The sequence below is a fragment of the Secundilactobacillus silagei JCM 19001 genome (assembly GCF_002217945.1).
Taxonomy (GTDB): Bacteria; Bacillota; Bacilli; order Lactobacillales; family Lactobacillaceae; genus Secundilactobacillus; species Secundilactobacillus silagei.
This window is the reverse complement of record NZ_BCMG01000006.1, coordinates 147,255-159,007: the sequence shown is the minus strand read 5'-3', so window position 1 is coordinate 159,007 and position 11,753 is coordinate 147,255. Positions and strand designations below refer to the sequence as shown.

Below are 11,753 nucleotides of genomic sequence, written 5' to 3'. Positions count from 1 at the left end.
GTTCTCAATAGTGTGGTGGCGATAGCCTGAAGGATACACCTGTTCCCATGCCGAACACAGTAGTTAAGCTTCAGCACGCCAAGAGTAGTTGGGGGATCGCCCCCTGCGAGGGTAGGACGTTGCCACGCGATATATCCGGCAAACTTTGTTGTTGGGATAACTCTTGAATTATAAGTTTGTCGGGGGAATAATTTGGAGAGTTGTCCGAGTTGGCCGAAGGAGCACCACTGGAAATGGTGTAAACGAGTAAAAGCTTGTTTCGAGGGTTCGAATCCCTCACTCTCCGTCAACAACTTTTTGTATGACCCGTTGGTCAAGTGGTTAAGACACCGCCCTTTCACGGCAGTAACATGGGTTCGAATCCCGTACGGGTCATTAATCAAATCATTGATTATCAGAATAATAGCAATACCGTTTTTGGAGGATTAGCTCAGTTGGGAGAGCGTCTGCCTTACAAGCAGAGGGTCACAGGTTCGAGCCCTGTATCCTCCATAAAAGATGGTTCGTTGGTCTAGCTGGTTAGGACGCCTGCCTGTCACGCAGGAGATCACGAGTTCGAGTCTCGTACGAACCGTTGTTAATATTGATTAACAAATTTAGATAGTATACATGGCTCGGTAGCTCAGTTGGTAGAGCAACGGATTGAAGCTCCGTGTGTCGGCGGTTCGATTCCGTCCCGCGCCATATATGGATGGGTAGCGAAGTCTGGCTAAACGCGGCGGACTGTAAATCCGCTCCTTCGGGTTCGGTGGTTCGAATCCACTCCCATCCACCATAGGGATATCGTATAACGGTAGTACATCGGTCTCCAAAACCGCTAGTGCGGGTTCGATTCCTGCTATCCCTGTTTTGGTATAATGGCGGTATTGGTGAAGTTTGGTTAACACACCGGATTGTGGTTCCGGCATGCGTGGGTTCGAGTCCCACATACCGCCCTTGATGATTGGGTTATAGCCAAGTGGTAAGGCAACGGACTTTGACTTCGTCATGCGCTGGTTCGAATCCAGCTAACCCAGTTTGGGGAGCCCATTGATCATGATTATGGCGGTATAGCCAAGTGGTAAGGCAAAGGTCTGCAAAACCTCTATCGTCGGTTCGAATCCGATTACCGCCTTTCCCGGTCCAGTGGGATTGACTACTTAACTTAACATCATTATGAATATGCCGGAGTGGCGGAACTGGCAGACGCGCTGGACTCAAAATCCAGTGTCCGTTGAGGACGTGTGGGTTCGAACCCCACCTCCGGTATCACTTAGAACCAAGCAGTTAGTGCTTGGTTCTTTTTTTTGTGCTTTTTAGTTGTCTATACCAATATATCATGGTATACTCTGCGTGCAATCAAATTGTGGCCCAGATAAAAACGGGAGATGGGATTAGATCTGATAGACACCATTAGGAGGTAACTACCATGCTCTTCGGTGAAATAACGCTGAAAGAACTGATTAGCTCATATCTGAATTTATTGCGTAATAGCCGGCAATTTTTAAAGGAAAGTTGTCAGATTGATATCATCCTGCATTTGAAAGACGAAGCCCATGATCGGGAAATTAATGTTCGCAATGAACAGTTGAAACAGGCCGAACAACTACGGATACGTAGGGGCAGGGCTGCCATAGAGGTTTTATATCGGGGGACCCAGCTAAAGGCGTATCAAGCTTTCGTAATTTCAGATCAACGCTATAAGCCCAAATACTTTGTTGGCTGGATGGGCAATCAGAAAGTTGATAAGGACTATTTTATTAGTCACATTGAGCCGGAACTGAAACAGATTGCCAAACCCTATGTTAACGGGGTTATTTTCCCCGGATTATTTGTTTAAAAGATACTAAAAAGGTTAGGTACAAAACAGAATATGTTTTGACCTAACCTTTTATGATTGTTGCAGATTTAAGTCCACCCGCAGCCACTCCAAAATTGAGGGAAAACTGTTACTGGGATCGCCGTGTAAAAGATCCTGATGTTTAATCGGTAAATAGTTCACCGATTGTAAGTCATTTTGGGGAAACGCATCTGCAATATTAGCATCAATTAAGAACAGCGTGTCGTTATTCTTAATTTTCGACAACGAGAATTCACGTTCTACCTTAACTGATAGCTTGATATTTTGTTGTGAAAGAAAGGCAGTTAACTTCATGCAAAATTGTGTCAGCAGGGCAGTATCAACAATTCGGTTACCCGTTAGTGCAGGCTGATATTTGCCGGTCCAAATATCACCTACGATTTTTATTTGAGTCACTCAAAAGCCTCCAAATATAATGATGATTACACTACAATTCATAATATGACAAATTGCAGATTAGCATAAAGATTAATTGGAAGCTTTAGAAAGTTTTAATTAACGCATACAGATAAAAATCAGTGCTTGTAAGACGGCTGCAACGAGTAAGCCGCGTGATGGTGATGGCCGTCTTGACGCTTGAATAAAGAACCAAATGACCTGCACGGCAAGTGAAAAGAGGATCATGATCACACTCTGGTGTAAGAAGAATAGCCAGACCAGTGTTAAAAAGATTAGGCCAATAGGGAGTAGGATCATTTCAAAGCTTTTTTGCGGCAGGAAAAAATAGTTAAACAGCAATAACGGTAAGATCATCGTTGTGAGGTAGCTGGTTGATAAATAGTCATGAGTCAATAAAAAATTACCGGCTGCTAAACTCGCCAGCATAAGCGCTAATAGCGCCATTCCGAGTTCATTTTCAAACCATTTTGGTAAATAACGGATCAGTAGTAAAACGATGATCGATAGCCCATTAATGACGTTAACTAAGACGGGCAGCTTAGGAACACTCACGGCCATGAAAGCAATCGTCAGCAATAAACTGATCGGGGCAGTTCTGCTCTGCATTGATGTGGTCCTAATGACGTACAGGCACAAGAAAATTAGGACGGTTGTCAGTGCTAATAGTGATAAGGGAAGCTGCTGCGGTTTGGTATACGATTCAAATGAATTCGCGTTTGCGTAAAGCAGTAAACCGCTCATCTCAACGACACCGAAGAATAAGCCTTGAAGTAATCGGCGATGATGGACAATGAACGCTTCAATATTTTCTAACATAGTCAGTAATTCCTTTTAAGTGATATAGAATAGCTTACCATTTTCAAGGCTTGGGTCAACTCTCAAAAGTTTTCAAGCGGTTACAGCGTCCCTTTCTAAGCTGAAAAAAATGTGTTAAACTAGTAAAGTTATGAGTCTTCATTCCCGATAGGATTCACTAGCTTGACTTAGTGAAGATGCCTTGTAACCGAAAAAAGATATTGGGGGAATTTTTACAATGCAAGAAAGACATTTATTTACTTCAGAATCCGTTTCTGAAGGCCATCCAGACAAGATTGCGGACCAAATTAGCGATGCTATCTTGGATGCGATGCTGGCACAAGATCCAGATGCTCACGTGGCCTGTGAAACATCAGTCACAACTGGATTAGTTTTAGTATTTGGTGAAGTTTCAACCAGCGCTTACGTTGATATCCAGCACATTGTCCGTGAAACCATCAAGGAAATTGGTTATACCGATGGCAAGTATGGCTTTGACGGCGATAACTGTGCGGTTCTGGTTGCCATTGATGAACAGTCACCAGATATTGCGCAAGGTGTAAATGACGCGCTGGAAAAGCGTGACGGTGAAACTGATCCACTCGATCAGATCGGTGCCGGTGATCAGGGGTTAATGTTTGGCTATGCCATTGATGAAACGCCTGAACTGATGCCTTTAGCTATTTCGCTTGCTCATCATTTGATGCAGCGAATCGCTAAAGTCCGGAAAGAAAAGATCTTGGACTATCTGGGCCCAGATGCGAAGTCTGAAGTAACCGTTGAGTATGATGATGACGGTAAGCCTTTCCGGGTTGATACGGTTGTCTTGAGTACGCAGCACGCTGCCTCAGCTTCACTGGATCAGATTCGTCATGATGTCATCGAAAAAGTCATCAAACCAGTTATTCCAGCTGATTTACTCGATGATAAGACCCGTTATCTGATCAACCCAACCGGTCGTTTCGTGATTGGCGGTCCTCAAGGGGACGCTGGGTTAACCGGACGTAAGGTGATCGTTGATACTTATGGCGGTTATGCCCATCATGGTGGCGGTGCCTTCTCTGGCAAAGACGCGACTAAGGTTGACCGTTCTGCGAGTTATGCGGCGAGATACATTGCCAAAAACATTGTGGCAGCCGGCTTAGCTCACCAAGTAGAAGTTCAATTAGCCTACGCAATCGGTGTGGCTCATCCCGTTTCAGTTTCCGTTAACACCTTTGGTAGCAGTAAGGTTTCTGAAATTGACTTGACCAAAGCCATTCGTCAAATTTTTGACTTACGGCCAGCTGGGATCATTAAAATGCTCGATTTGAAGCGGCCTATCTATAAGCAGACAGCTGCTTATGGTCACTTCGGCCGGACGGATATTGATTTGCCTTGGGAACACACTGATAAGATCGATGAACTGAAAACAGTGCTTAAAAAGATTGAATCAGCAGAAAAATAAATTCAGTTGAATTTAATGGATAACGACTAACTTTCGGGCTGGTCGTTATTTTTGTGGCGGGAGTAGCTGACTCTCAAACTGCGTTGGGGGTGCGGGCCAACGCGAAGCGAGGAAAAATGATGAGTTCAAGAAAAACCAATGTCCCGTTAGTGACGGGCGCCATCTTCATTGCAACGTTTATGAGTGCGATTGAGGGGACGATTGTCTCCACCGCCATGCCAACCATCGTTGGTGATCTAAGCGGGGTCGCGCTGATGAACTGGGTCTTCTCCATCTTCTTACTGACTAATGCCATGGCAACACCAATTTATGGCAAATTGTCAGATATGTTTGGTCGTAAGCGACTATTTCTGTTTGGTCTGGGGACCTTTATTGTCGGCTCGACTTTGTCTGGCATGTCCAACAGCATGACGGAGTTGATCATCTGGCGAGCTGTTCAGGGAATCGGTGCCGGTTCGATCATGCCGATTTCGTTTACGATCATTGCCGATATCTATCCGTTTGAAAAGCGGGCTAAGGTGATGGGCTTCAACGGTTCTGCTTGGGGAATCGCGTCGATTGTGGCACCACTTTTAGGTGGTTTTATCGTCGATCAGATGTCTTGGCACTGGATCTTTTTTATTAACATTCCGGTGGGCTTATTAGCCATGGCTGGTATTTGGATCTTTTTAAAGGAAACGCCGCGTAAGAGTACTCAGACTCTGGATGTTTTGGGCAGTATCTGGTTATCCGTGGCCCTGTTAGCGTTAATGTTTGGCTTTCAGGTCCTGGGTGACGCCCATATCAATTGGCTGAGTTTAATCATTAGTCTCGGCATTTCAGGCCTGAGCTTTTGGGTATTTATCCGTCAAGAAGGCCGGGTGGCCAACCCGATTATTCCACTAAAGTTATTTAAAATTCGAACGTTTGTGACCCAAAATTTAGTAGCAGCTTTAATCAGTGGATTTCTGATGGGGTTCGAAGTTTATCTGCCGACCTGGACACAGGGATTGCTGGGTCTACCAGCATCACTGGCGGGTTTTGCCATCACGCCCAGTTCTTTGATGTGGATCGTGGGTTCCTTTATCGCTGGAAAGCTGTTATTAAATCGATCTCCAAAGCAGATCATTAATTTCAGCCTGACCTTTATTTTAGTGGGCGGGATCGCCATGGCGCTGGCACCTCAGAGTACGCCGTTTTGGTGCTTCTTTGTGATTGCAGCCATCTGCGGGACTGGTTTTGGAATCACCATCACAACCACTACGGTAACGGTGCAAAACCAGGTGCCTAAAGAAGACGTTGGGGTGGCAACATCACTGAATACATTAGCGCGGACACTGGGCCAAACATTAATGATCTCAGTGTTTGGGATTATTTTAAACGTTCAAATGGCCAATGGGGTTGCCAGTCATAAGGGGACTGATCTGGCGATGATGAACCGGCTGATCAATCCGCAGACGGCTAAGTCCTTAGGCAAGTCGTTACTGAAACCGTTACGGCAGATTTTGTATGGCGGGTTACACTGGATCTTTATCGTGGCGCTGGGACTGATTATTTTAAGCTATCTCATCAACCAGATGGACCGTAATCAAAATCCTGAAACCTGATATTTTTAGCCAATTGAAGTATACTAAAAGTTAGATAATAACAGAAAGTGAGACGATATACGTGTTTGAAAATGATCGTCCGAGATACGCTAGTTACGGAATCGTAAATTCCTTACCTGGCGAAATTATTGATCAAATTTGGTATATTATTGATCATAATTTACAAGGCATGTTTCAATTGAATGAAATCATCAGTTTTAATCTAACGAATCACAATCATCATCTAACCTTTGATTTTTTGCAGCAGGATCACGTTGTGGCAAGCTTTGACACACCGTTTCCGTATGCTGAAGACTTTCCTAAAACACTCTGGGTCTATGATGATGGCAGCAGCCAAATTGTGCTGTTACCAAAAGAAGAAATGTAATCAAAAGCGCTTTGATTGGCTTCTCGATTAGTCGAGAAGTTCGATCAAAGCGCCTTTTGAGTTACCGTTTTTGAACGGCCAGCAAAAATGGCGGCTGATGGATCTGGTTGATAAAGCCGTACTGCAAAACCGAATACTGTTGCTGATCAAGTTGTTTGACGGCCTGTAAGACGGTTTCTTTTTCCTGCTCACCTCCCGGATGACCGTAGTAAACGACGAGCGCGATGATGCCACCGCGGCGCAAGTGGGTTAGACATATCCTTAAGGCACTAACGGTCGTTTCACCATGGGTAATAATCCGTTTATTACTGCCAGGCAGGTAGCCTAAATTAAAAATGGCGGCCGTGATCTGCTGCTGCGGTTCTAGATACTGATCAAGATGTTCATGACCGTCGTGGATCAACTGTACTTGCCGGGTCATGCCGGTTAGGGTCAGCTGCGTGGCGGTTCGATCTAAAGCGGGCTGCTGAACGTCAAAGCCCAGAACGTGGCCGGCCGAACCGACACGGCTGGCTAGAAAAAGGGTATCGTTGCCGTTGCCGACGGTCGCATCCACTACGGTATCACCCTGAACAATAATGGGGCTTAGCAGGGTGTGGCTGTATTTAACGGCTGGTTCAAGGTTCATTTTAGAGGATCCTTTCAAAGACAGGTTGCTTATAGTATACCCTTAAATTTAAGTGGTCTTTGATTAATGGCGATAAAGTCAGTGTTCTTGGCGAATGCCCTTGCGTCTCCATCTTAAATTTGGTACCATTAAGCCACTGAACAAAAATTAAAGACTGATGAGGACTAGTAGGTGTGCTTCGCCGTTCAGAAAGCGGATGGTGGTTGTGAATCCGTCGGCTGTGCACTGAACTCGTCTCTGAGTTTTTCAACTGAATTAGAGTAAGTTGAGACGTGATTTTCGCGTTACGAAATAATGAGCGCCCGCGTATGCGGGAATGTTAGGTGGTACCGCGGAAATTCCGTCCTACAAGAAACGTTAGTTTCTTGTAGGCTTTTTTTTAGTTTTCATTTTGTCCGACATGAGAAAGGGAGCGTGTTTGTTTGGCTTACAATCACAGTATTATTGAACGAAAATGGCAGCATTATTGGAAAGAACATAAAACTTTTAAAACTTATGATGATGAATCTAAGCCGAAGTTCTATGCGCTAGATATGTTTCCATATCCATCAGGTCAGGGGCTTCACGTAGGGCACCCAGAAGGTTATACCGCAACTGATATTATTGCCCGGATGAAGCGGATGCAGGGCTTCAATGTTTTGCATCCAATGGGCTTTGATGCCTTTGGTCTACCAGCAGAGCAGTATGCGCTGAAGACCGGTCACAACCCCAAAGACTTCACTGCGCAAAATATTAAAGTCTTTAGACGCCAAATTAAATCTTTAGGTTTTTCATATGACTGGGACCGTGAAGTGAATACCACTGATCCAGCTTACTACAAGTGGACGCAATGGATCTTTGAACAGTTATACAAAAAGGGCCTCGCTTATGAAGATAAGATCGAAGTCAACTGGGCACCTGATTTCATGGGTGGTACTGTGGTTGCCAACGAAGAAGTTGTTGACGGTAAAACTGAACGTGGCGGCTACCCCGTTTACCGGGTACCAATGACGCAGTGGGTCTTGCGGATCACCAAGTATGCTGATCGGTTGCTGAAGGATCTGGATGACCTGGATTGGCCTGAAAGTATCAAGGAACAGCAACGTAACTGGATCGGCCGTTCAGAAGGTGCCAGCGTGTTCTTTAAGATTGCTGGTGACGAAGACAAGCAGGTTGAAGTTTACACCACGCGTCCGGATACGTTATTTGGTGCATCATACATGGTCTTAGCACCAGAGCATAACCTGGTTGACCAGATTACGACGCCAGAACAAGCCGAAGCAGTTGCTGCTTATAAGAAAGAAATCGAATCTCGTTCTGATTTGGAACGGACTGACTTAAACAAGAATAAGACCGGTGTCTTCACCGGTGCTTATGGCATCAACCCGATCAACGGTGAAAAATTGCCGATCTGGATCGGTGACTACGTTTTGGCGTCATACGGGACTGGTGCCATTATGGCCGTGCCTGCACATGATGACCGGGACTACGAGTTTGCCCACAAATTTAACTTGCCGATCAAGCCAGTTATCGAAGGTGGCAACATTGATGAAGCTGCTTATACCGGTGACGGCCAGCATATCAATTCTGGTTTCTTAAATGGCATGGACAAGAAGACCGCTATTAAAGCGGCCATTGACTGGCTGGAAGAACACAAAGCTGGTAAGAAGAAAGTGAACTACCGGCTGCGTGACTGGATCTTCTCGCGTCAACGCTACTGGGGCGAACCAATTCCCGTCATTCACTGGGAAGACGGCGAAACCACTTTAGTTCCCGAAGATGAATTACCATTGCGTCTGCCAGCTACTCACCAACTCGAACCTTCTGGTACGGGTGAAAGTCCACTGGCGAACGTCGACGACTGGGTCAACGTGGTGGATAAGAATGGCCGCAAGGGGAAACGTGAAACCAACACCATGCCGCAATGGGCTGGGAGTTCATGGTACTTCCTGCGTTACATCGATCCGCATAATGACAAGATGATCGCTGATCCTGAAAAATTGAAGTACTGGCTACCCGTTGACCTGTATATCGGTGGGGCGGAACATGCTGTTTTGCATTTGCTGTACGCCCGGTTCTGGCACAAGTTCCTGTACGATATCGGGGTTGTGCCAACCAAGGAACCCTTCCAGAAGTTGGTTAACCAAGGCATGATCCTTGGGACTAACCACGAAAAGATGTCTAAGTCGAAGGGGAACGTGATTAACCCTGATAAGATCGTGGAGAAGTACGGTGCTGATACGCTGCGGGTCTACGAAATGTTCATGGGTCCTTTGGAAGGCTCCAAACCTTGGAGTTCTGAAGGGATTGGCGGTGCCTATCGTTGGCTTGACCGGGTATGGCGGTTGATTATTGATGACAATAACCATCTGCGCGACCGCGTCACCACGATCAACGACGGCACGCTGGACTTGATCTATAACCAAACGGTCAAGACGGTGTCTGAAGACATGAAAGAACTGCGCTTTAACGTGGCCATTTCACAAATGATGGTCTTCGTTAACGAAGCCTTCAAGGCTGACAGTCTGCCATTAGTTTACATGGAAGGGCTAGTTAAGATGCTGGCACCAATTGCGCCGCATATTACTGAAGAACTGTGGTCAATTATGGGTCATGACAAGTCGATTGCCTACGCCCAATGGCCAACCTATGACGAATCTAAGCTGATCGTTGACCAAATTGAATTAGCAGTTCAGGTCAATGGCAAAGTTCGGGGGCACATTACCGTTGCCACGGATGCAGACAATGATACGGTTAAGACGGCTGCTTTAGCAGACGATTCCGTTAAATCATTTACGGATGGCCACGACATTAAGAAAGTCATCGTGGTACCAAAGAAGATCGTGAACATCGTTGTTGCTAAATAATGGATTAAAAATAGTTTAATTAGAATCATTGAGGGACCCTCATGGCCAAGTTATTGCTTGGTCATGAGGGTCCCTTTTTGTCTGGCTAGAATTTTTCCAAACAGTTGGCTAAATTGAGAGGGTTAAACGATTTAAACACGAACATTAGCTATACAAGTTATCATATAGTTCGATTTTTGTATTGACAGTCATGTTTTCTGTTGTTACGCTATGGGTATCAAAGGCAAAGGAGATTTTGATGATGCAAGTTGCACTTGTAATGGGATCAATTTCCGATTGGCCACAAGTTAAGAATACGGCCGATCTGCTCAGTGAATTACACGTTAGTTACGACAGTCACGTCATTTCTGCACACCGTATGCCACAGGAACTGCAGCACTTTGGCCAAACAGCTAAAGACGAACATTACCAGGTGATTATCGCTGCAGCCGGTGGTGCCGCCCATTTGCCGGGGATGTTAGCAGCCAATACCACCTTGCCAGTGATTGGGGTTCCGATTCAATCTAAGGCGTTGAACGGCATGGATTCACTGCTGTCGATCGTTCAGATGCCATCCGGGGTACCAGTTGCCACGGTTGCCATTGGCAGCGCTGGTGCTAAGAACGCCGCGTTATTGGCAGCCGAGATTTTGGCCCTGCAAGACACCGAGGTTGATGCCCAATTACAGGCGTTTCGCGCCCGTCAGACTAAGGAGGCTACCGAGAGTAATGAACAGTTACGGTAGTCCGGTTTTACCGCCAGCAACGATTGGCATTATCGGTGGCGGCCAGCTTGGTCAAATGATGGCGTTATCCGCCAAAGCCATGGGGTATAAAGTTGGTGTCTTGGATCCAACGGATAAGGCACCGGCAGGCCAAGTTGCCGATTTTCAAATTGTGGCTGCGTATGATGATCTGACGGCCTTACGGCAACTTGCAAAACGCAGCGATGTCTTAACCTATGAATTTGAAAACGTTGATCAAAAAGCGTTAAAGCAAGTTGAAGATCTGACTCGTGTACCTCAAGGAATTGAGTTATTAACCATTACGAGTCACCGCGTACGAGAAAAGACCTTTTGCCGGCAGCACGGTCTGCCCGTGACGCCCTTTGCAGCGGTGGAGTCAATGGGAGATCTGCAGACGGCGATTCAAAAGATCGGTCAGCCGGGGATTCTTAAGACGGTCGAAGGTGGCTATGATGGGCACGGCCAGTTTGATATTAACGACCAGACCGACTGGGACCAAATTAAAAGTGAAATTGGTCAGACTGACTGGATCTACGAACTCAAGCAAAACTTTGTTCGTGAATTATCGGTGATGGTCACCCGGGACGGAAAAGACCAGGTCATTACTTTTCCAGTCAGCGAAAATCGCCATCAGCACCATATCTTACACACCAGTATCATTCCAGCGCAAATTACTGATCAGGTTAAAAAAAAGGCCCAGCAAATTGCGGTTGAGACCGCTGAAGCGCTGCATCTGCGTGGGGTGCTTGGCATTGAATTATTTGAACTGCCATCCGGGGAATTGATGATCAACGAATTAGCACCGCGACCGCATAACTCCGGTCATTATTCCATTGAAGCCTGCAACGTTTCGCAGTTTGACGCGCACATTAGAAGTATCTGCGGACTTGCAATTCCGCCGATTCGCCAATTTGAACCCGCCGTTATGGTGAATCTGTTAGGTCAGAATTTGCTGGTTGCGCGAGCGGATTGGCCGAAACATCCCGAATGGCACCTGCACGATTACGGCAAGGCAGAAGTTCGTGACCACCGGAAAATGGGTCATATCACCGTGACCGGCCCGTCAATTGAATCATTGTTAGCATCTGTGAGTCAGTTTAGATAATCAGAAAGGATCTGAA

Annotated in this window: 10 protein-coding genes, 11 tRNA genes, 1 rRNA gene, 1 riboswitch and 1 other annotated feature; of the genes, 19 read left to right on the top strand and 3 right to left on the bottom strand. The window is 46.0% G+C overall.

The window, feature by feature from the left end:
- Positions 1-11: 11 nt before the first annotated feature.
- The 13 genes from rrf to CES79_RS07120 all read left to right on the top strand — a co-directional run bounded on the left by rrf (position 12) and on the right by CES79_RS07120 (position 1,819).
- Positions 12-128, top strand: a 5S ribosomal RNA gene (gene rrf / locus CES79_RS07180).
- 66 nt (positions 129-194) lie between these two features.
- Positions 195-286: transfer RNA gene (locus CES79_RS07175), tRNA-Ser, on the top strand.
- A gap of 17 nt (positions 287-303) precedes the next feature.
- Positions 304-375 (top strand) — tRNA-Glu (locus CES79_RS07170).
- Between the two features lie 44 nt (positions 376-419).
- A tRNA-Val gene (locus CES79_RS07165) sits at positions 420-492 on the top strand.
- 8 nt (positions 493-500) lie between these two features.
- A tRNA-Asp gene (locus tag CES79_RS07160) sits at positions 501-574 on the top strand.
- A 37-nt stretch (positions 575-611) separates the two neighbouring features.
- Positions 612-684: transfer RNA gene (locus tag CES79_RS07155), tRNA-Phe, on the top strand.
- A gap of 5 nt (positions 685-689) precedes the next feature.
- Positions 690-775: transfer RNA gene (locus tag CES79_RS07150), tRNA-Tyr, on the top strand.
- Between the two features lies 1 nt (position 776).
- Positions 777-847, top strand: a tRNA-Trp gene (locus CES79_RS07145).
- Between the two features lie 13 nt (positions 848-860).
- A tRNA-His gene (locus CES79_RS07140) sits at positions 861-935 on the top strand.
- Positions 936-944: 9 nt separating this feature from the next.
- A tRNA-Gln gene (locus tag CES79_RS07135) sits at positions 945-1,016 on the top strand.
- 27 nt (positions 1,017-1,043) lie between these two features.
- Positions 1,044-1,114, top strand: a tRNA-Cys gene (locus CES79_RS07130).
- Positions 1,115-1,163: 49 nt separating this feature from the next.
- A tRNA-Leu gene (locus CES79_RS07125) sits at positions 1,164-1,248 on the top strand.
- Between the two features lie 160 nt (positions 1,249-1,408).
- Positions 1,409-1,819, top strand: coding sequence for a hypothetical protein (locus CES79_RS07120; protein ID WP_054654406.1), 411 nt, complete (start codon positions 1,409-1,411; stop codon positions 1,817-1,819).
- A gap of 51 nt (positions 1,820-1,870) precedes the next feature.
- On the opposite strand, the gene CES79_RS07115 is transcribed toward CES79_RS07120, so the two are convergent.
- Together CES79_RS07115 and CES79_RS07110 are read right to left on the bottom strand one after the other, a co-directional pair.
- The gene (locus tag CES79_RS07115; RefSeq protein WP_054654404.1) at positions 1,871-2,236 is read right to left on the bottom strand and encodes a hypothetical protein; all 366 of its coding nucleotides are present in this window, start codon (positions 2,234-2,236) and stop codon (positions 1,871-1,873) included.
- 99 nt (positions 2,237-2,335) lie between these two features.
- On the bottom strand, positions 2,336-3,055 hold the full coding sequence (locus CES79_RS07110; RefSeq protein WP_089136746.1) for a hypothetical protein: 720 nt from the start codon (positions 3,053-3,055) through the stop codon (positions 2,336-2,338).
- Between the two features lie 123 nt (positions 3,056-3,178).
- Positions 3,179-3,275: riboswitch (SMK box riboswitch) on the top strand.
- Here CES79_RS07110 and metK point away from each other — a divergent pair.
- The 3 genes from metK (at position 3,273) to CES79_RS07095 (ending at position 6,434) form a co-directional block, all read left to right on the top strand.
- On the top strand, positions 3,273-4,481 hold the full coding sequence (gene metK / locus CES79_RS07105) for a methionine adenosyltransferase (RefSeq protein ID WP_089136745.1): 1,209 nt from the start codon (positions 3,273-3,275) through the stop codon (positions 4,479-4,481). Its footprint overlaps the riboswitch before it by 3 nt.
- A 119-nt stretch (positions 4,482-4,600) precedes the next feature.
- Positions 4,601-6,067: an MDR family MFS transporter gene (locus CES79_RS07100; RefSeq protein ID WP_089136744.1), complete on the top strand. Its 1,467-nt coding sequence runs from the start codon at positions 4,601-4,603 to the stop codon at positions 6,065-6,067.
- Positions 6,068-6,128: 61 nt separating this feature from the next.
- Positions 6,129-6,434, top strand: coding sequence for a DUF960 domain-containing protein (locus CES79_RS07095; protein ID WP_054654398.1), 306 nt, complete (start codon positions 6,129-6,131; stop codon positions 6,432-6,434).
- 61 nt (positions 6,435-6,495) lie between these two features.
- Here CES79_RS07095 and mnmM read toward each other — a convergent pair whose 3' ends face one another.
- Positions 6,496-7,062 carry a tRNA 5-(aminomethyl)-2-thiouridylate-methyltransferase MnmM gene (gene mnmM / locus CES79_RS07090; RefSeq protein WP_054654396.1) on the bottom strand — a complete coding sequence of 189 codons (567 nt, stop codon included), beginning with the start codon at positions 7,060-7,062 and terminating at the stop codon, positions 6,496-6,498.
- A 147-nt stretch (positions 7,063-7,209) separates the two neighbouring features.
- Positions 7,210-7,413 (top strand) — a binding site (T-box leader).
- Between the two features lie 71 nt (positions 7,414-7,484).
- Between mnmM and leuS the strand changes: the two genes are divergently transcribed.
- From leuS to purK, 3 genes are all read left to right on the top strand, one after another.
- A complete protein-coding gene (leuS, locus tag CES79_RS07085) occupies positions 7,485-9,908 on the top strand; it encodes a leucine--tRNA ligase (RefSeq protein ID WP_054654394.1) in 2,424 nt (807 codons plus the stop codon).
- A gap of 238 nt (positions 9,909-10,146) precedes the next feature.
- The gene (purE, locus tag CES79_RS07080) at positions 10,147-10,632 is read left to right on the top strand and encodes a 5-(carboxyamino)imidazole ribonucleotide mutase (RefSeq protein WP_054654392.1); all 486 of its coding nucleotides are present in this window, start codon (positions 10,147-10,149) and stop codon (positions 10,630-10,632) included.
- Positions 10,616-11,737 carry a 5-(carboxyamino)imidazole ribonucleotide synthase gene (gene purK / locus CES79_RS07075; RefSeq protein ID WP_054654390.1) on the top strand — a complete coding sequence of 374 codons (1,122 nt, stop codon included), beginning with the start codon at positions 10,616-10,618 and terminating at the stop codon, positions 11,735-11,737. Before purE ends, purK begins: the two co-directional genes overlap by 17 nt.
- The last annotated feature ends 16 nt before the right edge of the window (positions 11,738-11,753 follow it).